The organism is Dysgonomonas termitidis (genome assembly GCF_042654545.1).
In the GTDB taxonomy this organism is placed as follows: domain Bacteria; phylum Bacteroidota; class Bacteroidia; order Bacteroidales; family Dysgonomonadaceae; genus Dysgonomonas; species Dysgonomonas termitidis.
Map to the genome: position 1 here is coordinate 13316 of NZ_JBHSGN010000059.1, position 26917 is coordinate 40232.

Below are 26917 nucleotides of genomic sequence, written 5' to 3' on the forward strand. Positions count from 1 at the left end.
ATTATGAAAATTTTATACAAGGCCATACTCTCGGCCTTTGAAAAAGAGAATAACCTGTACGACAATAACCCGGACAAATCCCTGTTCCGGCAGATCGACGCCGAGCCGCCGGTACTGATAGACCTGTTCGACAGCCAACCCGAAATGCCTGACCAGTTCGAGGGGTTTAAATGCCCGGCGCTGTTTATCGACTACTCCATAGCCTGGGAGCGCAACGGCTCGTTAAGGATAGGTACGCTTACGTTGGAAGCGCATGTCGTTACCGACGCGATGGAGAACACAACGAACATATCCGGGCTTCCTGACGATTGCAAAAAGATCAACTATTACGAGACTTGTGTCAATATCCTCGAAGGTATTGCCACGGAAGAAACCTCACAACTGATCCTGAGGCATGAGCGCCCGCAATCGACCGACTATTTCAACTATCATATTCTTACATTCGAGTGCACCATCAGCCGGAAGATCACAGGCGCGCGACGCTATGTCGACGGCACGATAGAAGACATTCCGATCGTAGGCAATATCAAAGAACGCCTTACGTTCGACATACCATAAAAAAAGGTGAGCAGATCTGCTCACCTTTTTTTATCCCGCCTAGCGCCATTGGCACATTGGCATATTTACTAATTAGCACATTAAACTATCTCCGCCTGCCTCACGAACCCGAATTCTTTACACAGTCGCTCAACCGCCTTCCGGTGCATCTTATTTATATCGGCCTCGTTCTGGTATTCGTAGAAAATAGTCCGCGTCTCGGTGTTGATTTTCACCCCCCCCGATTTGCGAAGCCTGTAGATTATATCACGTACTTTCCTTTCCATGTTGCAACTGTTTATAATCTGCTTCCAATTTTTCCACATAATCCAATATATCCGGCCAGGATGGCAATCCGCCCACCTGCTTGTCATCTATATACAGATGTGCCGATATTTTGCGGGAGTTAGCGTTGTGTATCTCCGTTTGCGCAGGGTTGTTATCGTTCACCCTGTCGAAAGGGATATTATTTTCCAGCAGCCAGTTAACGGCGTCGCGTTGCGCGTCACCCTCGCGGCACGTCCAGACGATAAGGTAATGCCCTTTATCTTTCAGCGCCTGCATCACATCAGCCGCACAAGGAGCGGGCGCGCCGATACCCGGCCATTCCCCTGTGTGCAGCGTTCCGTCAAAATCTATTGCGATAATCATCCGTTGTTCTCTTCTTTTTCGGCGTCCTTCGCAATAACAAACAGGGCGAATGCCATTGTCATACCCATCTCCGACTCTTTGTCGCCGTCGCTCATCTCGCTGACGTCTACCGCCAGCGGCTCATCGCGGTTGTAAAACTTCTTATCCTGTTCCTCCGGGCTAAGCGTTAAGCCCAGCATCGAGGCCGCCATACTTACGTGGCACTCGTCCACGATCAGGCGCACGCATAATTCTTTCTTTGCCATAATCAATCGTTTATAAAATCATTAATATTATTAACTATACAGACGCCTTCCATAATTTCCACGCTATCGACAGACACTATCGCTATCGCATGCGGGTGATGTTTCTCATTCAGGAACTTAATAAGGGGCAAAGCCGCCTCCCGTAATTCCTGATCAGCTTCGGCCCGGGCCTTTTCCCTGTCCGCTTTCATCTTCGCCTTAATATGTTCCGGCAGGGCTTCCTGTGCCTCCCGGTCGAATGTGATACATTTAATGTTACCCATGATTATAACCTGTTGAAGTTAATTTCTATCTTACGCCATACACCCAACGTATCCTTTTGTGAGAAATAAAAGTTCGTCGCTGTGCCCTCTATTGTGTTCGATTCCTTGAACAACTGCATGATGTCGCTGTACTCGGCGTTGTTAAACTTCTGTTCCATGTCGTACAGCTTGCTGATCGACTTATAATCGAAATCCCCGTACCTGTTACGCTCCAGCAACGTCATTGCCAACTGGTACATCGGATCATCCGTGCCCCGGTCGGAGCCATCTATCCAGCCCTGGAGAAACTCGATCAGGCGGGAGGCGGCCACATTGGCACGCTCATCAAAACCTTTCACTTTATTGGATTTTACTTCGATTTTAAAATTATCGTGTTCTACTTTATAATTCAGTTGGCCTTCATTGCGCAACTGGGCGTATTCCTTCATCACCTCATAAAATACCCCGCATTCTTTCACCACAAAGTCAAACAGGGCTTTCACGTCGTCCGACATTGTCAATATCCGGGCGGATATCGACTTCACAAAATCAGCCTTCAATGTTTCGTACGCTTCCCTGCGCTTTTGCATCCGGGTATTCCTGTCGCTTTGCAACTCGTGCAGGAGCGCGTCCTTTTGCTCCTGTGTCAACATGGACACGTCTATTAATTTTTCACTCATAACTTAAAATTTATTTGGTCAATACTCTAAAAATCATCATCGTCAAACAGGCTTTTTTGCCTTTTCTTTTCTGTTTCTTCTTTGGCCCGGCGCGCTTCTATTTCCGCCAGTTCTTTTTTGTATGGCGTACCCAGGTAATCATAGAATGTCGACCTGGAGATAAAGTGCCGGGGATAGATATAATTCCGGTAGATATAGTCCACCGGCCAGTTCTTCTCATACCGGAGGTATATCTCGTTCACATCCTTTATTTTAAGTAATATATTATATCTGTTGTAACCTGAGGCCATCGCTTTTTTATTAGTTCATTATCGCCTTTATAAGCATCTCCTGGCGCTTATTGTTATGCCACTCCAGTAACTTATGTACCTGGCGGCTGAATTTCTTCAGTTCCTCCAGGCTCATGTTTTTGAGCGTCTTGCCCTCGCCGGCATACCGTACCACAAAGTTGTTCACCTCCGACCAGTCCCGGTTTTTTACCGTAACGCCCTGTTCCTGCATGGCACGCAGTATCAGGCTGCGGTATTTACGTTTCTTTACCTCTGTCTCCGCGTCAGCCTGCTCCCTCACCTCCGGGGAGGGTTGGGGAGGGGCCGCTTTACGTTCCAGGTCGGCCAGCATATACCGGAAGCCTGTAGCATCCACGCGCTTAAATTCACGCAGGGAGGCCGTTCTTTTTCCGCTGTACGACAGTACGATCTCTTCCTTGTCCGCGTAAGGCAATTGCTTCAAAAGGGCGTAAAACTTTGCAAAATCGCTCATAATTACATTTTTTTTAATTGCCACATTGGCATATTTACTAATCGGCACATTATAATGAGCTTAATATCCCTATCTTATCCCTTATTATCCTCAGGTTGCGCTTCTTAAATGCCTGGTCGATAATTTCCTCCCGGTGGCTCAGCAGCGTTTCGGGTAGGTTCAGGTCGGTTATTTTCTCTATATCGGAGTTCAGGATCAGGTTCATGCGGGCCTGGTTCTCTATTTTCGACAGCTTCGCACTCTGGTAGTTGAGCGTCAGGAACTCGCTGCCCGTGCGGCTGAAATATTCCGCGTAACTCGGCTTTCTCAGGCGCAGCCCGTCATCCATGCGCTTCATCAGGTTGTCGGCGCCGATGTGCAGCACGCCCAGCGACAAATGGTCGCCCCGGTCGGCCTTGTTATACAGCGACTTCATCAGGGTGATTATCTGGTCGTGCGTGTCCCCGAATTCATCCAGTATCAGCAACGGGTCTTTTATCAATAGCAGTTCGTTTGTCGCGTCTACCCACATCTGCCGCAGCGAACTGCGCCGCTCGATACCGAACTGCATGGCCAGGGCTTTTATAAATTCCGGTTTCGTCTCGCAATCAGAGCATTTTATGTAAAATACCGAGCCTTTATTCCTTTTGGCAAACTGCTCGGCGGAGTATGTCTTTCCCAGGCTGGCATGGTCGCACACGGTACGCCACACGCCGTGGTTCTTGCACATCTCCAGGTATGCCGTCATAGTCTCGTACGCATGTGTCCGAGCCGTTTGCCAGTGTCCGTCGCCCAGCAGGTTGAAATATCCGGCGAGCGTCAGCCAGGTGGCGTCTTTTATCACATTGCGTTTATCCTCTTTCTTTATCTGCGACAGGGCCGCTTTGTCGAAAGGGATATTGAGCAGGTTTTTGATATACCTGGCATACTTGTTCTGTGAATCATAGCCGCGTTCCTTCATATCCTGAAGCAGGGCGTCTACTACTTTTTGCTTTATTTGCGCTGTTACCTCCATATTTTTTTATTTAAAAATTAGTAAATTATTTAAGCTAATAGCTGTTAGCTAATAGCCAATAGCTTTTTTTTAAATTGGCACATCGGCATATTAATCACATTCCCATCAGGGCCGCCCGCCGTGCGTCGATTGTTTCGTCCGCCATTCCGTTGCGGGTATCTTCCGCCGATCCCTGCACGTCGTTCCATTCCTTTTTAGGCATATCCTGCCATCCGAAACCGTCCGTGCCGGTAGCTTTTAAATCCTGTTTAAACAGTATCTCACGCTGGCGTTCCATCTCTTTCATGGCATGTTCATAACCATATTGTTCCTGCTTGGCGATAAACTGCCTGATCTTTGCGGCGTCTCCCGGCCTTAGCTTCATATCAGCCGCACAGGCGGCGAATTTATCTTTCTCGTGCGCCGTGGCTACCAGCTTGTTTTTCTGGTACAGCGTGATAAAGTCCGGGGAGAGCGGATTGATACGAACATTAAATTGCTCACCTACGTACAGCCCATTAAACATAAAGTCGCCGATACTGTCCGCGTCGGGAACGATGTAATTTCTTTTCACACCGCCCAGCGTAATGGTGATACCTTGCTGTTTGTATTCGTAGGGTTGTTTCAGTTGGCCCATAAACAGGCTGATTTTCTCGAAGTAGTTCAGTTCCACGCGGTCGGCATGCGGTTTCATATACCGTGCGATCTTCGACTCCCCGGTAAACTGTCCGTATTTGTTGCGTTTCTCGCCCCGTTCGTTCCATTTGCTTACAGCCTCGTCAAACAGGGAGATAATATCGCTTTCAGTCTTAAACCGGTTTTCTTTTTTCAGCCTGGCGAGCAGTTCCGGGTTCGCCTTCGAGTTTTCCGAACGTGTGTTTATGTTTCCGCCCTTGAATTCCTCGTACAGCCTCAATACACGCTGCTGGAAATGGCCGATATATGTTTCTATATACTTGTGGTTTCCCGAATTCGGCATACAGGGGAAGTGTACGCGGCTCATATTTGACATTACGCCCTGCATCGCGTCGCTCACATTGGCTTTCCCTGCATCGTACTGCAACTGGTAGGGTTTGTAACCGTACTTGTCGATTGCCATCTTCAGGGCTTCGGCGATCATCCCGGTACTTTCCGAGAACGCCACCGAGTAGCCCAGGATCGCGGAGCTATGCACATCGGCCACGAAATACACGTACAAATCCGATTTTATCTTGCCGTTCGCGTCTTTATAATACAACTGCATCGACGTACCGTCCAGCGACCACAGGGCGTCCGGGCGGCTTGGGAGTTCGCGTTCTATCTGCGGCTGGAATTTCAGGTCGGAATATACTTTTCCGTGTCGCGCATACGACCACACGCGCTCATGCATCGGCCTGTTCAGGTGTTGCTTGATGGCCGAGACTGTCAGCAGCGGTAAGCCCTTTTCCTGCGCCCATGAGTTATAAAACAGCCCTATATCCTCGAAAGAGAATTTCAACGGACTGCCGGCCAGCTCCATCAGCTTGGCATGTACCGCGCCTTTTATGGCCTCCCGGTTCGCATTCCCGAAGTAGCCGCCGATCAGGCAATCAAGGCCTTGCTTCTCATATTCCCGCGCCTTGCGGTCGAGCGTCCGTTCGCTGTTTATCGGCTTCGGAAACTTCACAAAGCCCGCTTTCTGCTCGTTTAAACAGCGTTTAAACACTTCCGCCTGCAACTCGGTCACCGAAGCAAAGCCATAGCCCCGGGCGGTCTTTACCGTCATGCGCCGCCACAGCCTTAGCCATCCGGCGGCGCGGGCGATGCGCTGCACATCCTGCGGGGTGAACAGCTTGCTATCGCTCAGCGCCTTCACCTCTTCGGGGCTTACCTCCACCATATGGTTAAGGTTGCTGCACAGCGTGTCGAGTTCGCGCGCCAGCTTCTCGGCCTCGCGGTTCCTGATCCATAAGGCAGGCTCCACATCCCCGCAGACCAGCGATTTTATAAGGTTTTTGTAAATATCTTTCAGCCCGTCGTAATGCAGGTACACCTTGCGCCCCTCCTTATGGTGAGGCCAGCAGTAGACCAGGCCCTGACGCTGGCGTAACAAACCATCGCCAATTGTACGATCACTTATCCCGCAACCGACCAGCTCGTCCACTGTCACACAAAGTATATTTCTGTTGTACTCCGGCATATGCTGTTTTTACTTTTTTGTTCCCGCCGGTGGCTCGAACACCGGTGCTTGCCTATCGGGAAAATGATTAACTTTGCGCTGTCTAATTCAAAAAAATTAATCATTATGGAGAAAATCATTACCGAAAAATCGGATTTGAGTATCGGAAGCCTTGATAACAAGGAACCTAGCGCCTTTATTGTGCCATTTCCCGAGATAGACAGCCATCTTGCCAAAGGCTGGCGTGTGAAGCAGATGTTCGTTACTCCTTATGGCGTCAACGGAACAGCTAAAGCGACCGATTTGGTTATTACCGTCCATTTAGAAAAGAATGAGGGTCTATAACCTTGAATAATTCAAAAGGGAGTTCTCTCCTGTACACCACAATGCCTATAAACCGGAAATCCACAATAAGCAATTCTCCGGCTTTATAGGCGTGTTTTTTTATTATACTTTTCATACTTACCGGCTTTATGATTATGATTCTATATACGCATCCACCTCCTTAGCGCTCAGGCTATGCGTCTCACCTTTCCTGCCCCTTTCCGTGAAGGAATGCCCCTCTTTGCAATTCCCGTTATACCTTACCTTTACCAGCACGCTGTTGCCGTTATACAGGTAATCCTTTCCCGGCTTTAAGTCTTTTGTTTTCATAGCCATCTATTTTGATTGTCAATAATATACATCTTCAGGTCTGCTATACCTGCCTCCAGTGCTGCCAGCTTGTCGAGTGCCTCGCGAACTCCGGACACAGCGCTCAGGTCATTATGCAACCTGATCGAGTTGTTACAGTCGTGGATAGTCAGCTTCATCTTGCCGTCAGCGTCTATCTTGGCATGGTAACACGCCATGCTGTTAGGGCTTTGGGGTAGTAAAAATCGTTTCTCGTTGTACATAATATCAATTATTTAGTTGTCAATTTCTTGCAGATCGCCATCACCCGTCGCTCCATCCTTATCACCTCCCTGGCCACTTCCCGCCAGTACCTGTTCATCAGGTATGTCATTACACCCATCAGGGCGATAATCCCCCCCCCATACCCTCAGGTCTACGCCTTTGTATGTCGTCAGCATTAATGCCAGCAACCAGCCGGCTATGATCAGTTTAGCTCTCATGGCTTACAGGTATTATGGTTATTATCGTATAGTCGCCGTTGGCGTTGCGTATGTACAGGGCATCATATTTGGCCCATTCGCAGGCAGCGCGGTAGCTTGCGTATATGCCGTTTGCTTTGGCACGGATATCAGGGTTCAGGGCATCGTAGATTTCTTTCAGGCTCTTGCCTTCCTCCAGCATGGATACGGCCTTATCCTTCAGGCCTTGTGCAAACTTGGTGATGTTCTTCCTGTACTGGCTTACATAGTGGCCGTTAACTGTCATTCTTTCCATGTCTTTCAGGCTTTGATTCTATTTTTGCGTTTCGGTTCCTTACAGCCTTCCGCCTCCAGGGCGCGGCTGTATTCGTATTGCAGGGCGTTGTATTTATTTACCAGCCCGTTCCAGTGCTCCATATCCACACCTGTGGCTATGCATTGCTCTATCTGCGCGAGATCGCTCTCTATGTCCTTCACGCTCCGCCGCTTCGGGTTATATACACACGAGCCGCCTGCCGCGTTCCTGTATCCCGGGCTACGGTGATCCCCGCCCCTTGTGCTTTTACTGTTTACTGCTAACTGTTTACTGCCCGGCAATTCCAGTTCTGTCGCCTTTTTTTCTATTAGATAGGGCGATTTATTAATTAAACCCTTCAACGTGTTCACATCCGGGTAATACTTGCGAAGCAAGCGTCTTTCTTTAATATTCCATTGTGGTACTCCCATAATCTTTAATTATTGATTAGTAAATTGTTTAAGCTAATAGCTGTTAGCTAATGGCCGATAGCTTTTTAAATTGGCATATCGGCACATTAGCTAATCGGCACATTGTTTATAATTCGTCCGGTACATCTTCCGCACAAAATCGGCTTTCTCGCCTTTGGCATTTTCAAACAGGGCTTTGCTTACCGTCTGCCGGCAGCACCCGCATAGCCGCGCCAGGTCATTGATATACCCGTGACGCGGTACTTTCTTTGTCGTTTCTTTTTGCTGGTATCTTTCCATATGTATAAAAATTTAAAAATTCTTTGCTCCAGCCGGTGGCTCGAACACCGGTGCTTGCCTATCTGGAAAAATGATTAATTTTGTTGCTACTAAACTTTCAATTATTAATCATTATGGATGAATTTCAAGAAAAATTAGACTGGATCATTAAACACCTTCGCTACACTCAAGCCCTCTGTGAAATAATTATTGAGAATCTTCCCGAATCTGATAAAAACGAATTGATAAGGAAAGCGCACGAGAGGGCCAAAGAGATTTAGTATTTGGCCTGTGATCTACTGGCTCCGTTATCGCGATTCCTGATCCCGTATTTTTCGGGCGTATACACAACCTTTCTCATCAGCAGAATACCACACAGCCGGTATTCTGTTTGTGAGCCTATAACCTGCGAGCCGAAAACAGGTGATTTTTCGATTATCGGCTCTGTAACTTTTGTTATCATAATAGAATAAATTAGTTAATCAACTTGATTATTAATACTACGATCGATACGATCAATGCTATTGAACTCAAAAGCGTATTACCGGTAAAACCCTTTCCATAATTATTATGGAATCCGGCTTTATAGGCGTGTTTTTTTATTATGCTTTTCATAAATTATTTATTTGATTACCTGCCCTTTCGTCATATATCATATGCAGTATCTCCAGCGTATCCGCGTCGACTATAGCCACGCGCATGTAGTATTCCTTGCAGGCATTCAGGAAGCCTCCACACCAGGCGTTTTTCTCTTCGTATTGCGCCACCACATTTTTTACAGTACACTCCAGGCTGGTTATAGGGCATTCCCTGCCGATGCGAATCTGATCAGCTCTGTTATGCTCCATGACTCTGATTTTTAATATTTCAGCCATATCAGTACGTCAGTTTAATGCTATACCCGTTCCCCTTGGTAATTCCACTTACAAACCACGCCGGATCACACGACAGCCCGTGATATATTATTGCCGGCTTATTACCCTCTATTACCTTTCTTAGCAGCCAGCTGGCAATCGCCAGCTCGCCCTTGCGCACCAGGTGCATGTGTATCATCCAAAAATTGTTTGTTTTCATCCTTTCTTTATTTTTTGTTATATTTATCTCAAAATCTATATATCATGTATAATTTTCACATCGACATCTTCACATACTCATCAGAGCACTATGACGGAGATCACGGGAAGCATCTGACTGAGGTATGCCTGCCTGTTTTGACAGATTTATGCGAACTTTTTTCTTGCCAACTCGAATACTCAATCCTACCGTTACCGGTTCCTCGCCCTCAATCTCCACTTTTATACACACCTCATCTACTGAAAGTACGTATCCACAGGACGTTGACTCAGAAGGATAATATTTTCCACTTACTAAAGGTTTTTGACGGTGCCTGCGGCGTCCTTTCAAATTATCCTCACATAGACTCTTGCAGGATGACGCTTGTTTAATCCAGTTATTCCTCATATTCTTTATTTTTTAGTATATTTACAGCCGAGTAACATTTGTTATTCGAATACAAATATAATAGCTTAATTTCTATTATCAAACAATTTAGTAGCTTATTTTCTATCTAAATATGAATACAAGGGAAAGAATATTAAAATATATTGAAAGTAAAAACATTAGCAAATATAGATTCTATAAAGATGTTGGCTTATCTAACGGATATCTTGATAAAGAAGGGAATGTTGGTAGTGATGTATGCGAGAAAATAAGCTATCAATATAATGATCTAAGTATCGAATGGCTTATTACGGGGCGAGGCGAAATGCTAAAGTCAGAGAAAAAGCCGGAAATAAAAAAATATAATATAGACGACAGTCTCTCTTCAATAGTCGCTGAACCTGAAAATAAAATTGAAGGGGAAACGGTTATACCTCTTTACGATATCAATGCGGCCGCGGGTATGCGCCTGCTATTCGAGAGTGGGAAGCAGAATATAATCGACACGATCAAGATTCCGTATATTACAAAGAGCGACGGCGCTATTTTTATTACAGGGGATAGTATGTACCCGTTGATGAAGTCGGGCGACATCGCAGTATATAGGCAGATTCATAGCCTCGATTACTTGCATTACGGAGACATCTACATCGTGTCATATTCAGTCGAGGGTGACGAGTATGTCGTAATTAAGTATGTCCAGCGATCGGATAAGAAGGATCACCTGAAACTGGTATCTTACAACGAACACTACAACCCGGTTGATATTCCGATATCCTCCGTTATGGCAATAGCCATCGTTCAGGCGAACATCAGATATAATACAATGACATAATAAGTAAATATAGTTGTATATCTTAATTATATTTTATGGAATATTTCTTGACAAAGGTCGTTCTTTTTATAAAAGAAACATTTAGTGTAAAGGAAAACAGGGTTATAGCCTTTCGCCTATTGTGTGGTATAGCTATCATTTGTGGAGGTATATATCTTACTGAATCCTGCAAGTCGTGCGCCTCATCTTCTTCATATTCATATGATGTTAGGTTTGATGCATATGTTACGGCTAAAGGATTTATTGAAAAGACACTTAAGGCTCCATATTCAGCTAAGTACCAAAAATACGACAACTGCAATATAACCATATCAGGTAATATATATACAGTAAGCATGTATGTCGATGCTCAAAATCCATTAGGGGTCATGCTGCGTTGTGATTATACAGTTATAATGGAGTTGTCCGGCAGTAAATGGATTGCAAAAAGTATTATGGCAGATGGAATAGAATATCTCAAATATAGTAATTAAAAGTAATAACGTTTTTCTATAAAAAAATGCGTATCTAAATGCGTATCTAAATGCGGATCTATTCGTCAAAATACATCAAAAAAATGTAGGAGAAAATGTAGGAGTATCATAAAATACATGAAAAAGGCCCGCTAATTACGGGTCTTTTGCTATTTCCGGCTTCTTTTTCCGTTGTTTGCCCCCGCTCGCGCGGACGTCTCCCCCGCTCGCGCGGACGTCTCGTCCGTGTGTTTTATCTATCTTAAAATCCAATAATGATAAAATACCCCGCTCGCGCGGACGTCTCGTCCGTGTGTTTTATCTATCTTAAAATCCAATAATGATAAAATACCCCGCTCGCGCGGACGTCTCGTCCGTATGTTTTATCTATCTTAAAATCCCCCCCCGCTCGCGCGGACGTCTCGTCCGTGTGTTTTATCTATCTTAAAATCCAATAATGATAAAATAATATACTATATTTGCATAATTATTTTTCATTTTGCAAATATGAAAGTTTTCGTCTGTATCCGGCAAAAGCCGCTAAAGGTTACAACATACACATCTCTCACGGCGTTATATGAGGCCAATAGGGCCATTTTGCGCGTCTCTAAGTCCACGCTCGACAAATACGACTTCGATGCCTTCCCATTCATCACCAGTCGCATTATAATAGCCAAAACGGAAACACAAACTACTGGCGACGTCCGCCGCATTGTACAGGAAGAATATCAAAAAACTTTCGAAGCTGGCGAAGCATCAAGGGGAGAGTGGAAGAAGGCTACCGAGACAATCCCGTCCGAGCATCCCTCATACATCCGTCTATAGGAGTTATATAAGAATATTTAAACATTGTTTAATCCCGGTTTAAACTATATATAAAGTATTGCTTTAAACTCTGTTTAAAAACTTCAATCAAAATCAACCAAGTTTAAAGTATTTGTGGGATTTGTTCCGTTTGTACATTATTCATATATTTGTGTTATTCATTTCCAGATAAGGCTTTCAATGTATTTTAATAAATATATATAATTTGTGGTATTTGAACTGCCCCTTTTAGAGGGGTGAACGGTATGTATTCTGGGCATTTAAGTTAAAAGTATATATAATGAGTAAAACCGAAAGAATCTTTTTCATTTGTAAATTGTATTAATTATAAAAATCAGGTACAAAAATAGCTGTTTTTTGCATAAAGCCAATTATCATTTATCAATATATGGAAAGGTGAGACCTCGAATCTATTTATCGTTTTTTCTGCAACAATAATGGCCGGTTTCAATTAAATAATGTTGCATTAAATACTTTTTTTTATTCATTTAGCCCCTTTCATCGTTCTTTGACAATTTTATTTAAAATAAATTTCGTTTTTGCACAAATGAATTTGTATTTTCGCGACAAATAAATGACATTGAAAATCAATATCATAATAAAATAACTAAAATTAATTTCAAAAAAATAGCATCAAACATTTGCAAGTAATCAAAAATGAATTACCTTTGCATCCGCAATCGAAGGAGAAAGCAGCTGTAAAAACAGAACGGAAACTCCGCAGGATGGCCCATTCGTCTATCGGTTAGGACGCAAGATTTTCATTCTTGAAAGAGGGGTTCGACTCCCCTATGGGCTACAAAATAAAATACAAAAATTAAAAAATAAGGATTAGTCAACATGGCAAATCATAAATCAGCAGAAAAGAGAATCAGACAAGCCGAAGTAAGACGCTTGAGAAACAGATATTCAGCAAGAACAACCCGTAATGCAGTTAGAAAGTTCCGTACGCTGACTGATAAGGCTGAAGCACAAAAATTGTATCCTTCGGTATGTTCTATGCTTGACAGACTGGCTAAAAAGAACGTTATCCACAAAAACAAAGCGGGTAACCTGAAATCTAAATTAGCTGCTCACGTTAAATCATTAGCATAAGATACTAATATAAGAACTGTCAATATAAAACAGAGGCTAAGCTCTACGGAGTTTGGCCTTTTTTAAATTCATATCCGACAGAATAAACAGGCAATATTCCATTGTATTCCAAAAACTTATTCTTATCTTTGCACCCGCTAATAACAATTATGTATTAATTAATAATTAACAAAAGAAAGAAAAATGGCTACAAAGATCCGTTTACAAAGACGAGGACGTAAAGGTTATCCTTTTTATCACATCGTCATTGCAGATAGCAGAGCTCCACGTGATGGAAAATTTATTGAAAAGGTTGGTTCATATAACCCGAACACAAATCCTGCTACAATAACTATAAATTTCGACAGGGCTTTGTACTGGTTACAAGTTGGTGCTCAACCTACCGACACTACTCGTAACATACTTTCTGAAGAAGGAGTATTGTTAAAGAAACACCTTCTTGGTGGTGTTGCTAAAGGTGCATTTACAGAAGCTGATGCAGAGAAAAAATTCGAAGCATGGAAAGCTGAGAAAGAAAAAGGAACCCAGGCTGTCATCAACAAAAACGAAACAAAAGCTAAAGCTGATGCAAAAGCCCGTTTAGATGCTGAAAAAGCTGCAAATAAGGCTAAAGCAGAAGCAGTAGCACAAAAGAAAGCTGAAGAAAATGCTGCTCAGGCACAAGCTGAAGCAGAGGCTGCTCCGGCTGAAGAAGTTGCTGAAACAGAAGCGCCAGTCGCTGAGGCTCCGGCTACTGAAACAGAAGCTCCGGCTGAAGAAAAAAGTGCTGAATAATATATTGAAAGAAATATCACAGCATATGAAAAGCTCCGGAAATCCGGAGCTTTTTTATTCGGTATGATAATAGCCAGATTATTCTACCCACATCAGGTCGCTCATAATGCCATCCGAGATAAAGATGCCTTCGCGGGTTAGTTTCAATACATTATCATTATTAGTTACGAATCCCTGATTGATATACTTCCGTACATTCTTCATGCAATAATCTTTCATTGATGTACCAAAACGGCTTTCCAGCACAACGAGGTTTACTCCCCACATGGTACGCATGCCAGTCAGTATAAAGTCATTATAACCGGTATTCTTATCAAGATATTCCGTTTCTACGGCCGGATTCCCCTGCCCTATCCCTTCCACATACTTAGAGATAGAGGCAATGTTCCATGCACGGTTCTGCCCGTCAAAAGAATGCGCCGCTGGTCCTAATCCAAGATACTTTTCTCCAAGCCAGTACGAACTATTATGTTTCGAATACAGCCCATTCCGGGCAAAGTTAGATATCTCATAGTGTTGGAATCCGGCATCACTCAGGCTGTCAATCATCGCAGAGAACATCTGCACGCTCAAATCCTCATCCACAGGCTTTACATCGCCCAATTTGAACAAACGGTACAACCGTGTTCCCTGCTCATAAATAAGGTGATAAGACGAGATATGCTGCACACCGAGATTTATAGCCTGTTCCAGATTTCGTTGCCAGATATCCATTGTCTGATTTGGCAGTCCATACATCAGATCGATGCTGATATTGTTATAGTCTGACGACTTACATAAGCTGACCGCATCTATTGCTCTTCCGGCGGAATGTCTGCGCCTGAGGAATTTCAGCTCATTGTCATCGAAACTCTGGATACCAATACTCAGGCGGTTGAAAGGTAGTCCCCGGAGCGTCTCCAAATATTTTGCATCCAGGTCGTCCGGATTGGCCTCCATTGTTATTTCAGCATCAGAGGCAACCGTAAAATTAGCCCGGATGGTATCAAATATTCTTTGGAAGTCCCCGTATGATAATTGGGAAGGCGTTCCTCCTCCGAAATAGATTGTCTTTACTACCTCACTTGAGATGTAGTCTCTGCGCAACTCTATTTCCCTGCATACAGCCGATACATAGTTATGCCTTGGAGACATATCGGTGCGGGTATAAAAATCGCAATAAATGCACCTTGTCTTGCAAAAAGGAACGTGTATATAAATGCCTGCCATGTTTTAGCCGATAGCCGATAGCCATTAGCTGATAGCTATCAGCTAAAAGCTAACAGCGTTATTCTTTATACATCTTGTCGATGATATCTTTATACTTCTCTGCGACAAACTTACGCTTAACCTTCAACGTATTGGTGAGTTCGCCACCTTCCATTGTGAATGGTTCGGGCAGCAGCCAGTATCTCTTAATCTTTTCGTAAGGAGCAAAATTTGCCTGTAACAATTCGATACGGCCATCGAGCATACGCAGGATATCCACATTTGAGAGCAGTTCTTCCAGTTTATCATATTGGATATTGTGAGCCTCTGCATAATCTTCCAATGCTTTATAGTCTGGTACAATCAGGGCGCTGACAAACTTGCGTTCATCCGCTATAACAGCTATCATATCGATAAACTTATCTTCAGACACTTTTGTTTCTATCGCCTGAGGAGCAATATATTTACCGTTAGCTGTTTTGAAAAGATCTTTTATACGCTCGGTCAGAAACAAGACATTTCCTTCCAGTCGTCCGGCATCACCTGTACGGAAATACCCATCCCCGGTAAACACTTTAGCCGTTTCTTCCGGTTTCTTATAATACTCGCGCATAACGGTTTTTCCTTTCACGAGTATCTCGTTGTTTGCAGGATCTATCCTTACATCCACCTCCGGCATAATAGTACCGATGGAACCTATTCTGAATCCTTTTTCCGGATAAAAACTGACTGTCGCACAAGTCTCTGTTAATCCATAACCTATTATTATAGGTATATTTACCGATTGCAGGAACTCATTTATAGAGTCTGACAACGGTGCTCCGGCACATGGAAATATATTGCCGTTCTGGATACCGACCACCATCTTCAACACGCGGAATACAGTATTGTTATATAAGAAGAATTTGATCCTCAGACCAAAAGGCGCACGGATTCCATTGTTCTTATAATCGAGGTTATACCTCTTGCCTGTTTTGATCGCATGAGTGTACAACCACTTCATGACTCCCTTGGAATCAGAAATTTTCTCTTGCACCCCCGCATATACCTTTTCCCAAAAACGGGGAACACTACACATAATCGAAGGCTTGATCTGTTGTATAGACTTCTGTATCTCCTTCGCATCCTGATTAATGGCAATAGTCATACCTTTGTGAAGTGCATAACATGTCCATGCCCGCTCGAAGATATGCGCCAGTGGCAGGAAATTCATCGATACATCTTTGTTGGATGTCATAGCCAGCCTCATATCGTGAATACGGAATACCTGCAAGAAGCAGGAGTGAGGTATCACAACACCTTTAGGCTCGCCTGTTGTACCTGAAGTATATATTATGCAGGCGATATCGTCTTCTTGTCTCGATTTCATGCGTACACGCACAATAACTTCCGTATTGGAATTTTCCCCCGAGGCGATAAAATCATCGAAATAAATAGATGTCTTATCTTCGGGATGGAACTTTACTTTGTTATCGAATACAATTATCCTTTTCAGGACGGAAGATCCGCTCTGCTGCACCTTAAACGCATTATTATATTGGAACTGCTCCCCAGCGAACAACAATTCCACATTCGCATCATTGACTATATACTCCACCTGTGTAGGTGAAGAGGTCGCATATATAGGTACCGATACGCACCTGTTGGCATACGAAGCAAAATCGGCAAAAAGGTACTGAGGCATATTCTGGGAATAAACCGCGACCTTATCGCCCTCATTTACACCTATTTCGGCCATAGCCCATGCCGTCTTCATTACGTTATCTGAAAACTTCTTCCATGAAATACTCTTCCATTTTTTTTCGTAAGGGTTCCTATACTTCAGGGCGGTTCTTTTCCCATATCTGATGGCTTGGCGATGCACCAAAATAGATAAATGATAATAGTTCATGGAAATTCTTTTTGATTCGTAATTCTTGCAAAGGTAGTCTTAAATATGGAAAATATATTATGTAATTGTAATTTTTATAGTTGCACAAACACCCGTTGTTAGGCCAATTAAATCAGGATACATAAACAGTTTGGTATCTCGTTTTCCATAACATGGTAAAAACTTATAACCTATAGCTTATAACTCATAACTTATTTTACTACTTTTGTAGCCAAATAATTTTCTATGGCAGGTAGTGGAATGAAGAGTTTGGCGAAAGATACTGCAATCTACGGATTGAGTAGTATTCTCGGCCGTGTTCTCAACTGGTTTCTGATGCCACTGCACATCAGCATTTTCACCAATACTATAGAATATGGGAAAGTTAGCCGCATATATGGGCTTACGGCACTGTTTCTGGTATTGCTGACTTACGGACTGGAAACGGGTTTCTTCCGATTTATGAATAAAAAGGAAGAAAACGCGGATAAGGTATATTCTACCTCACTGATAACCATAGGCTGCACCTCACTGCTCTTTATATTGTTCTGTATCTGCTTCATTACGCCCATTTCCGAATGGCTCAGATATACGGATCACAGGGAACATATAATGATTATGGCGATCGTGGTTGCCCTGGATGCGTTTATGACCATCCCTTTCGCATACCTGAGACAACAAAAAAGGCCGAAACGGTTTGCCGCGCTGAAACTCGCCTTTATTTTCTTCAATATATTTTTCAATCTGTTCTTCTTAGTATTTTGCCCCTGGATAAAAGAGGCTTACCCCGATTTTATACTCAATAAGTTTTATCATCAGGATATAGGTATAGGGTATATATTTCTGGCTAATCTTATATCTACGCTGGCTGTATTAATCCTGTTGATACCAACAACAATGAAGGGGTTGAAAATAGACTTTGACAAAAGCCTGCTGGGCCGCCTGCTGAAATATTCTTTTCCGCTGCTCATGCTGGGACTGGCAGGAGTTATCAGCCAGACCGTAGCGCAACTGGTGTATCCTTATCTTCCTTTTGATAGTGTCGAAGAAGCCGACCGCCAGTTGGGAATATACAGCGCCTGTGTCAAATTCTCGGTCATAATATCTATGTTCATCCAGGCTTTCCGTTACGCTTATGAGCCTTTCTTTTTCGGGAAAAACAAGGATGGGAAGGACAATACCAGGTCTTATGCGGACGCAATGAAATATTTCATCATATTTGTGCTGCTGATTTTTCTGGTAGTGATGTTCTACATAGATATCATCCAGTATATTATGCATAAAATCGGCCGTAATTATGCCATAGGGTTGGACGTTCTGCCGTATGCCATGATGGGTGAGATATTTTTCGGTATCTATTTCAACCTTTCGGTATGGTACAAGCTGACGGACAAGACCAAATACGGAGCATATTTCTCCATACTGGGATGCATCATACAGGTAGTAATGAATATTGTACTTGTTCCCGTTTACGGCTATATAGCCAGTGCATGGGCTACGTTCGCCTGCAACCTGATAATAGCCGCCATATCGTACTTCATCGGGCAAAAGTATTTCCCTATAAAATATGACCTGAAAAATATATTCCTTTATTTCATTCTGGCAACCGTATTTTATATAGCCGCCATGTATCCGCAGATAGACAATGAATTGCTGCGTATGGGATACCGTACATTATTCCTCATCGCTTTTGCGGCGATTGTGATTAAAAAGGATTTGCCTTTGAGTGAAATACCTCTTATCAACAGATACTTCAAGAAAAATAAATAAAACAAAATACAATTAATAAATCAATAATAATTATAAACCAATGAGAAAGATATTTCTATTTTCAATCCTCTTCCTCTCGGCCCTGTTAGTAAAGGCTGACGAAGGTATGTGGTTGCTGAAAGAGCTGAACAAACAAAGTCTGGCTCGTATGAAAGAACTGGGTTTTTCATTCCCGGCCGATAGTATTTACAGTGAGACAAACCCATCGCTGAAAGATGCGGTGGTAATCTTCGGTGGCGGATGTACCGGAGTTGCCGTTTCTGATCTGGGATTGATCTTCACAAATCATCACTGTGGCTACGGAAATATTCAGAAACTTAGTTCGGTAGAGCACGATTACCTGAAAGACGGCTTTGTCAGTCAGGCATTTGCCGATGAATTACCGGCAGAAGGATTAATGGTTGCTTTCCTGCAAAAGACAGAGGACATCACAGATTTCGTGACCTCCACTTTACTGCCTGATGACAGCGAAGATGTGCGCGACCAAAAGATAGATTCGTTATCGAATATATATTTAGAAAAATATAAAGGGAATGAATTCATACGTGCGCAGGTAGTACCGTTCTATTCCAACAACAAATATTATGCAGTTATATATGATGTCTTCCGCGACGTAAGACTTGTTTTTACTCCGCCTTCATCCGTAGGTAAATTCGGAGGAGAAACCGACAACTGGATGTGGCCACGCCACACAGGCGACTTCTCTGTATTCCGCGTATACGCGAACAAAGACAATCAGGCCGCACGCTACAGCGCCAATAATGTTCCCTACAAGCCTAAATATTCCGTTCCTGTATCCATACAGGGATTCAAGGATAAGGATTATGCCATGACTATCGGTTATCCGGGAAGTACTGAACGCTACATGTCATCGTGGGGTATCAACCAAATGGTAGAATCGGAGCACAAGCCACGCATCGAAGTACGTGGAGCAAAACAGGACATCTGGAAAAAAGCGATGAACGCAAGTGATGCTGTACGCATCAAATATGCCTCTAAATACGCAGGTAGTTCAAACTATTGGAAAAATGCAATGGGCATGAACGAAGCCATTGCAAAGCTGGATGTAATAAAAGATAAAGAAGCCCTTGAAACGAGATTTGCACAATGGGCATCCTCATCGGACAACCAGGCCAAATACGGGGATGTATTACAGATGCTGAAAGAAGGTTATACTTCTACAATGGATGCTGCTAAAATACAGACATACCTGTTCGAAACATTCTACAACGGTATAGAAATAACCCGTTTTGCCAATACAGCCTTGTTTGTCAGCAAAATGGACGAAGGAGATAAAGGCGAAGAATTAAGAAGCCGCATGACTAACGCGTACAAAGACTACGAGCCGTCTCTCGACCGTCAGGTAATGCCTGTATTGCTCAAACTATACGCAGAACGAGTGCCTGCTGCTTACCAACCAGCCATATATGAAACCATCAACAAGAAGTTCAAAGGCGATTATGATAAATACGCCGACTGGTTCTATAAAAATACGAAGCTGACAAGCCTCGACGGAATAGTAAGCCTTATTACCAGCGGTAAAGTTAAAGATATAGAAAAAGATCCTGCGATAGAACTGGCGAAATCGCTTGAGCCATGCCTGAAATTGCTTCAGAAAGACTCTGCCCCATATCACGCGCAAATAGAGAAGGGCGGGCGCTTGTTTATGGCGGGATTGATGGAAATGGAACCAAATAAAGTATTCTCGCCGGACGCCAACTTCACCCAACGCCTCAACTATGGTTCCATTGGCGGATACAAGCCTGCCGATGCTGTAACATACGATTACTATTCTACATCGAAAGGAGTTCTGGAAAAAGAAAATCCGAATGATCCCGAATTTGCAGTACAGGAATATATCCTTAACGACCTGAAAGCAGGTGACTTTGGCCAGTATGCTGACGCGGATGGTAAGATGCATGTAAACTTCTTATCTAACAATGATATAACCGGAGGTAACTCGGGTAGCCCTGTTTTCGATGGAAAAGCTCAACTTATCGGTCTGGCTTTCGACGGTAACTGGGAAGCACTGAGCGGAGACATTGTATTTGAACCGGAAGTGCAACGTACTATCAGCGTGGATATTCGCTATGTACTTTATACAATAGATAAGGTAATGAAATGTCCCCGTTTGATTCAGGAACTGAAAATTATAAAATAAGGGATATACTAAGATAAAAATGGCTGCCGAAAATGATCGGCAGCCATTTCTATTTTATACAAACCGGTGTTTTGACTGTTTTATCGCATTTCTGAGAATACACGTTACTATCTCCGGTCTAAATCTGTTATCATCAACGGATTATTGTCCCTCATCTCTTCCAGTACTTTCTTCACTTCTTCATAAGCCGAACCACTCGATTTTATCCGGTCCATCTCCTTGGAGGTAAGCCCTACCATCTGCAAGAAAGCCACTTCTCCATGCGGAGTCTGTATTTTTCCCATTTCGGGGTCAAGCGTAAAAGCAACTCCCACAATGTCTATCTCCTTTTTCCCTCCTACCCGTACAGGACCGTTGGCAGGGATTACATGGTTTTCTTCAAACCAGCGGCCGCTTTTTATCACATAGCGCGCCAGGTTATTCATCAAATTGACAACCCATGTAGGGTCTTCCCCGTCTTCTTCGAAAGGCTTGAGACGAAAAGTAAATTCGAAACCCCATTTACTAAACTCACCACCCGCAGCCTCTTCATTATAGTAAAGCTCCGACATACCATAACTCACCAGATGACGGTGAAATTCCTGGTTACGGGAATCGAAAATGCTGACTCCGTCCAAAGGGTCTTCCCCTCCGACCATATAGTGCAATTGCGGGGCGTAATGACGAGGTTCAACATCACCGTATAGTTTTTCAATTGCCTTGTCTATTTCCCACCAGCCTACGGCATCGTCTTCGTCGAAGAGATTTTTGTATTCTTTCTGTGTCATGTGCATTTAATTAATGGTTTAAAGATATAAAAAATTAGAGAAGCAGAAATAACAGTTGTGCGTGAAAGATAAGTAGAACGTTAATATCTGAATATCTAACGACTGATTGATATTATTAATTGGTTTTCACTTTGTATATGCCCAGAATCCATTATACGGCTCATAACAGGGCGGCCGATAAACCTGACAGGCTGTAAGCCTTATATAATTCAACCCCTAATTGACGTTATAAAAATATAATCACATTATAATCTATACATCACCTGTCAAAAATCGGTATATTTGCAAGAAATAAAAATCATATAGAAGCATGAAGAACATTTTTGGATTGTTGATTATTAGCTTGTTCTTTACAACAGCTAACGCGCAGCATTTAAACCTCAGGGATATCAATTCCGGGAAATATTACGCCCGTGGCGTACAGCCTGTAACATCGTCAGCTGACGGAGAATCATATTTTCAGGCCGACAGGGATAATAAAATGATTATCAAATATTCGTATAAAACAGGCTTGCCTACCGATACGATTTTTAATGTAAAAAAAGCCCGTGATTGTACAATCGACACATTCCAGGGTTTTGTGATAAGTCCCGATGAAAAACGGTTGATCGTATATAATGATTCCGAATCTATATACCGGCATTCTTTCAAAGCAAATTATTATTACTATGATGTGCGCCGCAATCTGGTGCGTAAACTGACCGAAAACAAAGGAAAGCAGTCTGTGCCTGTCTTCTCACGCGACGGGCGTATGTTAGCATATGTGATAGACAATAATATCTGGCTGGCCAAATTCGACTATGATACAGAATCGCAGGTAACCAAAGACGGTGAAATAAACAAAATTATCAACGGGGGTACCGATTGGGTATACGAAGAAGAATTCGGGACGACCAGACTGATGGATTTTTCGGCTGACGGAGGCTTATTGGCATTTGTCCGTTTCGATGAGACCGCCGTACCGCAATATTCGATGCAGATGTATAATAATCAGTTGTACCCGTCACTGTTTACATTCAAATACCCGAAAGCCGGAGAACAAAACTCGAAAGTAACCTGTAATGTCTTCGATATAGAAGCCAAGACTATCCGCAAAATGAATATTCCTGAAAGCACGGAATACATTCCGCGTATAGAATTCCTTCCTACCGGTGACGAACTCGCCATTATGACACTAAACCGTGACCAGAATAAATTTGAGATGTTCTTTACCAATGCCCGGTCGGCTGTTCCCCGCTCGGTACTGAACGAGGTGAATAGCCGCTATGTGGATTCCCAATCGCTGAATACAATCTGTTTTTTTGGAAATCAATTTACATATGTGAGCGAGAGAAGCGGATATGCGCATATCTACCTCTACGATAATACAGGTGTAATGCAGAAACAATTGACTTCGGGCAATTACGATGTAACCGGCCTGCTTGCAGTAGACCCTGTTACAAAAGCGGTATTTTATGAAGCTGCGGAAGAAAGTCCCTTGCAACGTGCCATTTATAAAGTAGATATGGTAAAAGGTATCAAAACAAAACTATCTGCCCGACAAGGAACGAATGAAGCGACATTCAGTGAAAACGGTAAATATTATATCAACAGCTACTCCAACGCCTCTGTTCCTAAGATAACTACAGTACACGACGCTACAGGCAAAGAGCTGCGTGTACTGGAGGACAATGCCGCTCTAAGCAAAACACTGGCATCAATGGCTCTTCCAAAGAAAGAGTTTATAACTGTAAAATCGGCTGATGGCAGGGATTTGAATGCATATATGATGAAGCCTGCCGACTTTAATCCGTCCCGTAAATACCCGCTCGTTATGGTACAATATAGCGGACCGGACTCGCAGCAGGTACAAGACCGTTACGGCATGGACTGGACAGATTACCTGACCACCCAGGGCTTCATAGTAGCCTGTGTAGACGGACGCGGCACGGGAGCCAGGGGCGAAGAATTCCGCAAATGTACCTATATGAATCTGGGTATTTATGAATCGGACGACCAGGTGGCTGCGGCTAAGTACTTTGCCACACTTCCATATATAGACGGTAGCAAAATAGCGATCTGGGGATGGAGCTACGGAGGGTATAATGTGCTGATGAGTATGAGCCGCGGTAATGGCACATTTAAAGCCGGAGTGGCAATTGCACCCGTAACCGACTGGCGCTTCTACGATTCGGTCTATACAGAACGTTTCATGCGTACACCTCAGCAGAACAATGCCGGATATGAAGCCGGTTCACCCGTAAATTTTGCGAATAAGCTGGAAGGAAACCTCTTATTGATACACGGTTCGGCAGACGATAATGTACATTTCCAGAATACAATGGACTATGCGGCTGCTCTGGTAAAAGCAAACAAGCAATTCGATATGTTTGTATTTACAGACAAAGACCACTCGATACGCGGTGCAGCCAACCGTACTTATCTGTATGAGAAAGTAATTAAGTTTTTGAAAACAAATATGTAGAAAAAAATTTCAACAGTACAAAAAAGCATGAGTGCATCCAGCCTCATGCTTTTTATTATGGGAGCCAGTCGTAGTCATAAAATAAAAAAGGAAGCTATATAAGCTTCCTCTGTATTTTATACTCCTGATAATATTATGCAGGGTGAATTGCTTCAGTTGGACATGCATCAGCACAAGTTCCACAATCTGTGCAAGTATCTGGATCGATCTTATAGATGTCGCCTTCTGAAATTGCGTTTACCGGACACTCGTCAATACAAGTACCGCAAGCAATACAATCTTCGTTAATTACGTAAGCCATGATTTTCGATTTTTAATATTATTACTAACTTTGATGCAACAAATATAAAGAGTTTTTTCGGTCAGCCAAAATAGATACTGTTAGATATTATAAATAAAATATCATTTTTATCTATATTGATTTTCGATTTATTAAATAATTTATTGTTTCACAATACTTTATACTCGTACCGGCTGATTAGAACATAATTTAACAAATTGCTTATTTTTACTCTTTCTAAGTAATATTAATATTGGTTTCTAGTATAATAACGGGTGTAGATCTGCGTTTCATAAAAAAAGTATCCTGATTTGAAAACAAGAATATACATATTGATTTTATTAGCCTTCTGCATTGCTTCGGCAGAAAACATGGAGGCCCAGGCTCGCAAGGCTCTGAATCAGCCGTTTGCCGATCAGAAGATGTACCATCTGGGTTTTTCGCTAGGTATTAATGCTCCTGATCTGATATTTTCCCATACAGGCTATATAGGGGAAAACGGCGATGCATGGTTTGCCGAAATACCTTCCTATTCGGTCGGATTCAGTGTGGGCATGATAGGGGACAGATACCTGAATGAATATTTCAACCTCCGTTTATCCCCGAGTATGCATTTGGGCGAAAGGCGTTTTGTATTCAGGGAGCAGTCTTCGGGTGAGGAATATACAACATCATTGAAGGCCAGTTATCTCACAGTCCCGTTACATCTTAAATTCAGCGCTCCCCGCATAGGGAACTACCGCCCTTATCTATTAGGCGGAGCTTATGCAGCGTTGGATATCGGCGCTAAAAATGATCAGGCATTACGTTTCAGGAAAATGGACTACGGATTGGAATTCGGCGTGGGGTGCAACATCTATCTGCCATTGTTCAAACTATGCCCCGAATTACGTTTTTCTTTCGGTTTAGCCGATTTAATAGACAAAGACAGGTCAGATATAACAGATAAAGAAATGTTGAAATACAGGGATGCAATATCTTCCGGGAAGTCTCGTATGATTTCACTTATTTTCAACTTTGAATAATTAGCACATATATGGATTTAATATACCAAACGGATTGCCGGGATATATCCTGGGAAAGAGTCCGTAATTTGCTGGATATTGTAGGCATGTCTACAGTTGATGCGGAGAAACACCGGATTTCTTTTGAGGCCAGTCATTCTGTTATTTTTGTTTTTAATGATACTGTGCTTATTGGATTTGGGCGTATGATATCCGATGGAGTACGGCAGTCAGCACTATACGATATTGCAGTAGACCCTGCTTATCAGGGACATCGGATAGGACAGGAAATAGTGACGCGGTTAATGGCGGCTACGCCCGGTTGTAATTTTATCCTATATGCTTCACCAGGAAAAGAAGGCTTTTACAAAAAGCTGAACTTTAAGAGGATGAAAACGGGGATGGCTTATTTTATGAATCCGGAAAGGATGATTGACAGAGGTTTTGTAAAAGATGAATGATACGGAAAAAAGGACTGTAACGAAAATGATAAGGATATACTGTGCTGCTAAACATGGTAAATCCAAGACCTTGTGCGCCGGCTGTTCACTACTGAATGAGTATGCGATGAACAGACTCGAACGCTGTACTTTTGGCGAAGATAAACCTACTTGCCAGAAATGTCCTGTCCATTGCTATAAGCCTGACATGAAATCGCGTATGCAGGAAGTCATGCGTTATTCCGGGCCGCGTATGATATTCCATAGCCCCATGCTGGCTATCGCTCATCTTGTCAAAGGTATGAAAGCCTCAAAGAAGAAGACGCCCTCTAAATAAAAAAAGCTGCCGGAATCTAATCCGACAGCTTATCTTTAGTAGTATAAAAAGTATGTATATCTTATTTTACTTCCTCAAAAGTATTTACTATTGATATTCAACATCTTACAAACACATGTCGCAAATATGGTACAAATAATAGGATTCAATCTGTTTTTATAATTACCCACTTACCACCTTTATCTGCACCGTCTCGGCGAAGTAAATTCTGTTTTTTTAATTTTGCAATTTGTTTGTTGATTGCAGCAACAGAAATTTCGACTTTTTCAGCAAGTTGAGCGGTTGTGATAGACGGATTTTCCGCCATTAAATTCAGAATTTTCTCTGTATTTTTTGAAAGTTTCTGTATAGTTTTCTCTGTACTTTCTTGTGGTTTCTCTATACCATTTTCGTCTTTCTCTATACCTTTCTCTATACCTTTCTCTGTACTTTGTCGATTTTCATTTTCAGAGAGTATGAATGTGAATTTCGTCTTATCAATAGAGGTTTCAAACAGGACTTCATTCCCTGTTTGCTTTTTCCATTGCAGCATTTTGTCAAATCCGTAACCTGCGCTTTCACAAAGTTTTGCCAAACGGAAAAATTTTGCCAAAACCGGATTTCTCGGCAAAGTTTCGTCTGTTCTCATCAGTTCTTCAACCGAGCGGGGCAATTTCCCCGGATTTTCAAACTCAATGCGGTTGGTAAAAACTCGGATTCGCGGTTTCATCGGACTGAAATAATCAGTGTGAATGAGCAGATTTACCAAGGCTTCACGCAAAGCCTCTATTTCTTTTGTGTCTTCGTGTCCGATTCCCATTTCGCCGATTGTAAGCGGGTTGTTGGCGTAAATTCGCAGGCGTTGAAACAGCTGGAAAATCCAGTGAGCGTTGCCCCCTCGTGCCAGTCTAAATTGACCCCATGTACCAAA

Annotated in this window: 38 protein-coding genes and 1 tRNA gene; 14 read left to right on the top strand and 25 right to left on the bottom strand. The window is 42.9% G+C overall.

Features of this window, described 5'->3' with window-relative positions; translation table 11 throughout:
• The first annotated feature begins 3 nt into the window (after positions 1-3).
• Positions 4-558: a hypothetical protein gene (locus tag ACFO6W_RS07780; protein ID WP_379995022.1), complete on the top strand. Its 555-nt coding sequence runs from the start codon at positions 4-6 to the stop codon at positions 556-558.
• A gap of 80 nt (positions 559-638) precedes the next feature.
• Here the strand turns inward: ACFO6W_RS07780 and ACFO6W_RS07785 are convergent, their stop codons facing one another.
• From ACFO6W_RS07785 to ACFO6W_RS07825, 9 genes are all read right to left on the bottom strand, one after another.
• A complete protein-coding gene (locus ACFO6W_RS07785) occupies positions 639-824 on the bottom strand; it encodes a hypothetical protein (protein WP_379995023.1) in 186 nt (61 codons plus the stop codon).
• Positions 805-1188, bottom strand: coding sequence for an HAD family hydrolase (locus ACFO6W_RS07790; protein WP_379995025.1), 384 nt, complete (start codon positions 1186-1188; stop codon positions 805-807). The genes ACFO6W_RS07785 and ACFO6W_RS07790 overlap by 20 nt, the downstream gene beginning before the upstream one ends.
• Complete coding sequence (locus ACFO6W_RS07795) at positions 1185-1433, bottom strand: hypothetical protein (RefSeq protein WP_379995027.1); 249 nt, start codon at positions 1431-1433, stop codon at positions 1185-1187. The genes ACFO6W_RS07790 and ACFO6W_RS07795 overlap by 4 nt, the downstream gene beginning before the upstream one ends.
• 2 nt (positions 1434-1435) lie before the next feature.
• A complete protein-coding gene (locus tag ACFO6W_RS07800; RefSeq protein WP_379995029.1) occupies positions 1436-1696 on the bottom strand; it encodes a hypothetical protein in 261 nt (86 codons plus the stop codon).
• Between the two features lie 2 nt (positions 1697-1698).
• On the bottom strand, positions 1699-2355 hold the full coding sequence (locus tag ACFO6W_RS07805; RefSeq protein ID WP_379995031.1) for a DUF3164 family protein: 657 nt from the start codon (positions 2353-2355) through the stop codon (positions 1699-1701).
• A gap of 26 nt (positions 2356-2381) precedes the next feature.
• Positions 2382-2597, bottom strand: a complete 216-nt coding sequence (locus tag ACFO6W_RS07810; protein WP_379995033.1) for a hypothetical protein — start codon at positions 2595-2597, stop codon at positions 2382-2384.
• Between the two features lie 58 nt (positions 2598-2655).
• Positions 2656-3117 (bottom strand): hypothetical protein, encoded by a 462-nt coding sequence (locus ACFO6W_RS07815; RefSeq protein ID WP_379995035.1) that lies wholly within the window; start codon positions 3115-3117, stop codon positions 2656-2658.
• 49 nt (positions 3118-3166) lie between these two features.
• Positions 3167-4111 (bottom strand): AAA family ATPase, encoded by a 945-nt coding sequence (locus ACFO6W_RS07820; RefSeq protein WP_379995036.1) that lies wholly within the window; start codon positions 4109-4111, stop codon positions 3167-3169.
• A gap of 94 nt (positions 4112-4205) precedes the next feature.
• Positions 4206-5735 (bottom strand): DDE-type integrase/transposase/recombinase, encoded by a 1530-nt coding sequence (locus ACFO6W_RS07825; protein WP_379995038.1) that lies wholly within the window; start codon positions 5733-5735, stop codon positions 4206-4208.
• 618 nt (positions 5736-6353) lie between these two features.
• Here ACFO6W_RS07825 and ACFO6W_RS07830 point away from each other — a divergent pair.
• The gene (locus ACFO6W_RS07830; protein ID WP_379995040.1) at positions 6354-6572 is read left to right on the top strand and encodes a hypothetical protein; all 219 of its coding nucleotides are present in this window, start codon (positions 6354-6356) and stop codon (positions 6570-6572) included.
• Between the two features lie 132 nt (positions 6573-6704).
• Here the strand turns inward: ACFO6W_RS07830 and ACFO6W_RS07835 are convergent, their stop codons facing one another.
• The 11 genes from ACFO6W_RS07835 to ACFO6W_RS07885 form a co-directional block, all read right to left on the bottom strand.
• Positions 6705-6881 carry a hypothetical protein gene (locus ACFO6W_RS07835; RefSeq protein WP_379994908.1) on the bottom strand — a complete coding sequence of 59 codons (177 nt, stop codon included), beginning with the start codon at positions 6879-6881 and terminating at the stop codon, positions 6705-6707.
• The gene (locus ACFO6W_RS07840; RefSeq protein WP_379995042.1) at positions 6878-7123 is read right to left on the bottom strand and encodes a hypothetical protein; all 246 of its coding nucleotides are present in this window, start codon (positions 7121-7123) and stop codon (positions 6878-6880) included. The genes ACFO6W_RS07835 and ACFO6W_RS07840 overlap by 4 nt, the downstream gene beginning before the upstream one ends.
• A gap of 12 nt (positions 7124-7135) precedes the next feature.
• Positions 7136-7342 carry a hypothetical protein gene (locus ACFO6W_RS07845; RefSeq protein WP_379995044.1) on the bottom strand — a complete coding sequence of 69 codons (207 nt, stop codon included), beginning with the start codon at positions 7340-7342 and terminating at the stop codon, positions 7136-7138.
• Entirely contained in the window at positions 7332-7616 is a 285-nt protein-coding gene (locus ACFO6W_RS07850; protein WP_379995046.1) for a hypothetical protein, read from the bottom strand. The genes ACFO6W_RS07845 and ACFO6W_RS07850 overlap by 11 nt, the downstream gene beginning before the upstream one ends.
• A 5-nt stretch (positions 7617-7621) precedes the next feature.
• Positions 7622-8047, bottom strand: a complete 426-nt coding sequence (locus tag ACFO6W_RS07855) for a hypothetical protein (protein ID WP_379995048.1) — start codon at positions 8045-8047, stop codon at positions 7622-7624.
• Positions 8048-8137: 90 nt separating this feature from the next.
• A complete protein-coding gene (locus tag ACFO6W_RS07860; protein WP_379995050.1) occupies positions 8138-8326 on the bottom strand; it encodes a hypothetical protein in 189 nt (62 codons plus the stop codon).
• A gap of 256 nt (positions 8327-8582) precedes the next feature.
• Positions 8583-8768 carry a hypothetical protein gene (locus ACFO6W_RS07865; protein ID WP_379995052.1) on the bottom strand — a complete coding sequence of 62 codons (186 nt, stop codon included), beginning with the start codon at positions 8766-8768 and terminating at the stop codon, positions 8583-8585.
• A gap of 11 nt (positions 8769-8779) precedes the next feature.
• The gene (locus tag ACFO6W_RS07870; protein WP_379995054.1) at positions 8780-8920 is read right to left on the bottom strand and encodes a hypothetical protein; all 141 of its coding nucleotides are present in this window, start codon (positions 8918-8920) and stop codon (positions 8780-8782) included.
• Positions 8917-9180: a hypothetical protein gene (locus tag ACFO6W_RS07875; RefSeq protein ID WP_379995056.1), complete on the bottom strand. Its 264-nt coding sequence runs from the start codon at positions 9178-9180 to the stop codon at positions 8917-8919. Before ACFO6W_RS07875 ends, ACFO6W_RS07870 begins: the two co-directional genes overlap by 4 nt.
• Before the next feature lies 1 nt (position 9181).
• Positions 9182-9379: a hypothetical protein gene (locus ACFO6W_RS07880; RefSeq protein ID WP_379995058.1), complete on the bottom strand. Its 198-nt coding sequence runs from the start codon at positions 9377-9379 to the stop codon at positions 9182-9184.
• 69 nt (positions 9380-9448) lie between these two features.
• Positions 9449-9766, bottom strand: coding sequence for a hypothetical protein (locus ACFO6W_RS07885; RefSeq protein ID WP_379995060.1), 318 nt, complete (start codon positions 9764-9766; stop codon positions 9449-9451).
• A gap of 112 nt (positions 9767-9878) precedes the next feature.
• On the opposite strand from ACFO6W_RS07885, the gene ACFO6W_RS07890 reads away from it, so the two are divergent.
• From ACFO6W_RS07890 to ACFO6W_RS07915, 6 genes are all read left to right on the top strand, one after another.
• On the top strand, positions 9879-10580 hold the full coding sequence (locus ACFO6W_RS07890; protein WP_379995061.1) for a S24 family peptidase: 702 nt from the start codon (positions 9879-9881) through the stop codon (positions 10578-10580).
• A 35-nt stretch (positions 10581-10615) separates the two neighbouring features.
• Positions 10616-11053, top strand: a complete 438-nt coding sequence (locus ACFO6W_RS07895; protein WP_379995065.1) for a hypothetical protein — start codon at positions 10616-10618, stop codon at positions 11051-11053.
• 576 nt (positions 11054-11629) lie between these two features.
• Positions 11630-11857 (top strand): hypothetical protein, encoded by a 228-nt coding sequence (locus ACFO6W_RS07900; RefSeq protein WP_379995067.1) that lies wholly within the window; start codon positions 11630-11632, stop codon positions 11855-11857.
• Positions 11858-12584: 727 nt separating this feature from the next.
• Positions 12585-12656, top strand: a tRNA-Glu gene (locus tag ACFO6W_RS07905).
• A 41-nt stretch (positions 12657-12697) separates the two neighbouring features.
• Positions 12698-12952: a 30S ribosomal protein S20 gene (gene rpsT, locus ACFO6W_RS07910; RefSeq protein WP_006799499.1), complete on the top strand. Its 255-nt coding sequence runs from the start codon at positions 12698-12700 to the stop codon at positions 12950-12952.
• Between the two features lie 183 nt (positions 12953-13135).
• Positions 13136-13726: a 30S ribosomal protein S16 gene (locus tag ACFO6W_RS07915; protein WP_379995069.1), complete on the top strand. Its 591-nt coding sequence runs from the start codon at positions 13136-13138 to the stop codon at positions 13724-13726.
• A gap of 78 nt (positions 13727-13804) precedes the next feature.
• On the opposite strand, the gene hemW is transcribed toward ACFO6W_RS07915, so the two are convergent.
• Together hemW and ACFO6W_RS07925 are read right to left on the bottom strand one after the other, a co-directional pair.
• Positions 13805-14935, bottom strand: coding sequence for a radical SAM family heme chaperone HemW (gene hemW / locus ACFO6W_RS07920; protein WP_379995071.1), 1131 nt, complete (start codon positions 14933-14935; stop codon positions 13805-13807).
• Between the two features lie 58 nt (positions 14936-14993).
• Positions 14994-16805, bottom strand: a complete 1812-nt coding sequence (locus ACFO6W_RS07925) for an AMP-dependent synthetase/ligase (protein ID WP_379995073.1) — start codon at positions 16803-16805, stop codon at positions 14994-14996.
• A 225-nt stretch (positions 16806-17030) separates the two neighbouring features.
• Here ACFO6W_RS07925 and ACFO6W_RS07930 point away from each other — a divergent pair, with 225 nt between their 5' ends.
• Together ACFO6W_RS07930 and ACFO6W_RS07935 are read left to right on the top strand one after the other, a co-directional pair.
• Positions 17031-18554: a lipopolysaccharide biosynthesis protein gene (locus ACFO6W_RS07930; RefSeq protein WP_379995075.1), complete on the top strand. Its 1524-nt coding sequence runs from the start codon at positions 17031-17033 to the stop codon at positions 18552-18554.
• A gap of 40 nt (positions 18555-18594) precedes the next feature.
• Positions 18595-20715, top strand: a complete 2121-nt coding sequence (locus tag ACFO6W_RS07935) for a S46 family peptidase (RefSeq protein WP_379995078.1) — start codon at positions 18595-18597, stop codon at positions 20713-20715.
• 107 nt (positions 20716-20822) lie between these two features.
• On the opposite strand, the gene ACFO6W_RS07940 is transcribed toward ACFO6W_RS07935, so the two are convergent.
• Complete coding sequence (locus ACFO6W_RS07940) at positions 20823-21482, bottom strand: suppressor of fused domain protein (RefSeq protein WP_379995080.1); 660 nt, start codon at positions 21480-21482, stop codon at positions 20823-20825.
• A 310-nt stretch (positions 21483-21792) separates the two neighbouring features.
• Between ACFO6W_RS07940 and ACFO6W_RS07945 the strand changes: the two genes are divergently transcribed.
• A complete protein-coding gene (locus ACFO6W_RS07945; RefSeq protein ID WP_379995082.1) occupies positions 21793-23946 on the top strand; it encodes a S9 family peptidase in 2154 nt (717 codons plus the stop codon).
• A gap of 133 nt (positions 23947-24079) precedes the next feature.
• Here the strand turns inward: ACFO6W_RS07945 and ACFO6W_RS07950 are convergent, their stop codons facing one another.
• Positions 24080-24247 carry a DUF362 domain-containing protein gene (locus tag ACFO6W_RS07950; protein ID WP_006799560.1) on the bottom strand — a complete coding sequence of 56 codons (168 nt, stop codon included), beginning with the start codon at positions 24245-24247 and terminating at the stop codon, positions 24080-24082.
• Between the two features lie 290 nt (positions 24248-24537).
• On the opposite strand from ACFO6W_RS07950, the gene porT reads away from it, so the two are divergent.
• The 3 genes from porT to ACFO6W_RS07965 are packed head-to-tail and all read left to right on the top strand — an operon-like array spanning position 24538 to position 26007.
• Positions 24538-25251 (top strand): type IX secretion/gliding motility protein PorT/SprT, encoded by a 714-nt coding sequence (gene porT, locus ACFO6W_RS07955; protein WP_459952426.1) that lies wholly within the window; start codon positions 24538-24540, stop codon positions 25249-25251.
• An 11-nt stretch (positions 25252-25262) separates the two neighbouring features.
• Entirely contained in the window at positions 25263-25691 is a 429-nt protein-coding gene (locus tag ACFO6W_RS07960; RefSeq protein ID WP_379995085.1) for a GNAT family N-acetyltransferase, read from the top strand.
• Positions 25684-26007, top strand: coding sequence for a nitrous oxide-stimulated promoter family protein (locus ACFO6W_RS07965; RefSeq protein ID WP_379995087.1), 324 nt, complete (start codon positions 25684-25686; stop codon positions 26005-26007). Before ACFO6W_RS07960 ends, ACFO6W_RS07965 begins: the two co-directional genes overlap by 8 nt.
• Positions 26008-26152: 145 nt before the next feature.
• Here the strand turns inward: ACFO6W_RS07965 and ACFO6W_RS07970 are convergent.
• On the bottom strand, positions 26153-26917 hold a 765-nt coding region (locus ACFO6W_RS07970; RefSeq protein WP_379995089.1), incomplete at its 5' end, for an ATP-binding protein.

Bases quoted from the DNA above. Each gene is read 5' to 3' on its own strand.
- ACFO6W_RS07885 (WP_379995060.1), bottom strand. From the start codon at position 9,766: ATGAGGAATAACTGGATTAAACAAGCGTCATCCTGCAAGAGTCTATGT.
- ACFO6W_RS07860 (WP_379995050.1), bottom strand. From the start codon at position 8,326: ATGGAAAGATACCAGCAAAAAGAAACGACAAAGAAAGTACCGCGTCAC.
- ACFO6W_RS07865 (WP_379995052.1), bottom strand. From the start codon at position 8,768: ATGATAACAAAAGTTACAGAGCCGATAATCGAAAAATCACCTGTTTTC.
- ACFO6W_RS07805 (WP_379995031.1), bottom strand. From the start codon at position 2,355: ATGAGTGAAAAATTAATAGACGTGTCCATGTTGACACAGGAGCAAAAG.
- ACFO6W_RS07880 (WP_379995058.1), bottom strand. From the start codon at position 9,379: ATGAAAACAAACAATTTTTGGATGATACACATGCACCTGGTGCGCAAG.
- ACFO6W_RS07960 (WP_379995085.1), top strand. From the start codon at position 25,263: ATGGATTTAATATACCAAACGGATTGCCGGGATATATCCTGGGAAAGA.
- ACFO6W_RS07855 (WP_379995048.1), bottom strand. From the start codon at position 8,047: ATGGGAGTACCACAATGGAATATTAAAGAAAGACGCTTGCTTCGCAAG.
- ACFO6W_RS07815 (WP_379995035.1), bottom strand. From the start codon at position 3,117: ATGAGCGATTTTGCAAAGTTTTACGCCCTTTTGAAGCAATTGCCTTAC.
- ACFO6W_RS07780 (WP_379995022.1), top strand. From the start codon at position 4: ATGAAAATTTTATACAAGGCCATACTCTCGGCCTTTGAAAAAGAGAAT.
- ACFO6W_RS07940 (WP_379995080.1), bottom strand. From the start codon at position 21,482: ATGACACAGAAAGAATACAAAAATCTCTTCGACGAAGACGATGCCGTA.
- ACFO6W_RS07835 (WP_379994908.1), bottom strand. From the start codon at position 6,881: ATGAAAACAAAAGACTTAAAGCCGGGAAAGGATTACCTGTATAACGGC.
- rpsT (WP_006799499.1), top strand. From the start codon at position 12,698: ATGGCAAATCATAAATCAGCAGAAAAGAGAATCAGACAAGCCGAAGTA.
- ACFO6W_RS07840 (WP_379995042.1), bottom strand. From the start codon at position 7,123: ATGTACAACGAGAAACGATTTTTACTACCCCAAAGCCCTAACAGCATG.
- ACFO6W_RS07925 (WP_379995073.1), bottom strand. From the start codon at position 16,805: ATGAACTATTATCATTTATCTATTTTGGTGCATCGCCAAGCCATCAGA.
- ACFO6W_RS07875 (WP_379995056.1), bottom strand. From the start codon at position 9,180: ATGGCTGAAATATTAAAAATCAGAGTCATGGAGCATAACAGAGCTGAT.
- ACFO6W_RS07800 (WP_379995029.1), bottom strand. From the start codon at position 1,696: ATGGGTAACATTAAATGTATCACATTCGACCGGGAGGCACAGGAAGCC.
- ACFO6W_RS07785 (WP_379995023.1), bottom strand. From the start codon at position 824: ATGGAAAGGAAAGTACGTGATATAATCTACAGGCTTCGCAAATCGGGG.
- ACFO6W_RS07965 (WP_379995087.1), top strand. From the start codon at position 25,684: ATGAATGATACGGAAAAAAGGACTGTAACGAAAATGATAAGGATATAC.
- hemW (WP_379995071.1), bottom strand. From the start codon at position 14,935: ATGGCAGGCATTTATATACACGTTCCTTTTTGCAAGACAAGGTGCATT.
- ACFO6W_RS07935 (WP_379995078.1), top strand. From the start codon at position 18,595: ATGAGAAAGATATTTCTATTTTCAATCCTCTTCCTCTCGGCCCTGTTA.
- ACFO6W_RS07850 (WP_379995046.1), bottom strand. From the start codon at position 7,616: ATGGAAAGAATGACAGTTAACGGCCACTATGTAAGCCAGTACAGGAAG.
- ACFO6W_RS07890 (WP_379995061.1), top strand. From the start codon at position 9,879: ATGAATACAAGGGAAAGAATATTAAAATATATTGAAAGTAAAAACATT.
- ACFO6W_RS07895 (WP_379995065.1), top strand. From the start codon at position 10,616: ATGGAATATTTCTTGACAAAGGTCGTTCTTTTTATAAAAGAAACATTT.
- ACFO6W_RS07795 (WP_379995027.1), bottom strand. From the start codon at position 1,433: ATGGCAAAGAAAGAATTATGCGTGCGCCTGATCGTGGACGAGTGCCAC.
- ACFO6W_RS07830 (WP_379995040.1), top strand. From the start codon at position 6,354: ATGGAGAAAATCATTACCGAAAAATCGGATTTGAGTATCGGAAGCCTT.
- ACFO6W_RS07790 (WP_379995025.1), bottom strand. From the start codon at position 1,188: ATGATTATCGCAATAGATTTTGACGGAACGCTGCACACAGGGGAATGG.
- ACFO6W_RS07915 (WP_379995069.1), top strand. From the start codon at position 13,136: ATGGCTACAAAGATCCGTTTACAAAGACGAGGACGTAAAGGTTATCCT.
- ACFO6W_RS07930 (WP_379995075.1), top strand. From the start codon at position 17,031: ATGGCAGGTAGTGGAATGAAGAGTTTGGCGAAAGATACTGCAATCTAC.
- ACFO6W_RS07950 (WP_006799560.1), bottom strand. From the start codon at position 24,247: ATGGCTTACGTAATTAACGAAGATTGTATTGCTTGCGGTACTTGTATT.
- ACFO6W_RS07870 (WP_379995054.1), bottom strand. From the start codon at position 8,920: ATGAAAAGCATAATAAAAAAACACGCCTATAAAGCCGGATTCCATAAT.
- ACFO6W_RS07845 (WP_379995044.1), bottom strand. From the start codon at position 7,342: ATGAGAGCTAAACTGATCATAGCCGGCTGGTTGCTGGCATTAATGCTG.
- ACFO6W_RS07945 (WP_379995082.1), top strand. From the start codon at position 21,793: ATGAAGAACATTTTTGGATTGTTGATTATTAGCTTGTTCTTTACAACA.
- ACFO6W_RS07820 (WP_379995036.1), bottom strand. From the start codon at position 4,111: ATGGAGGTAACAGCGCAAATAAAGCAAAAAGTAGTAGACGCCCTGCTT.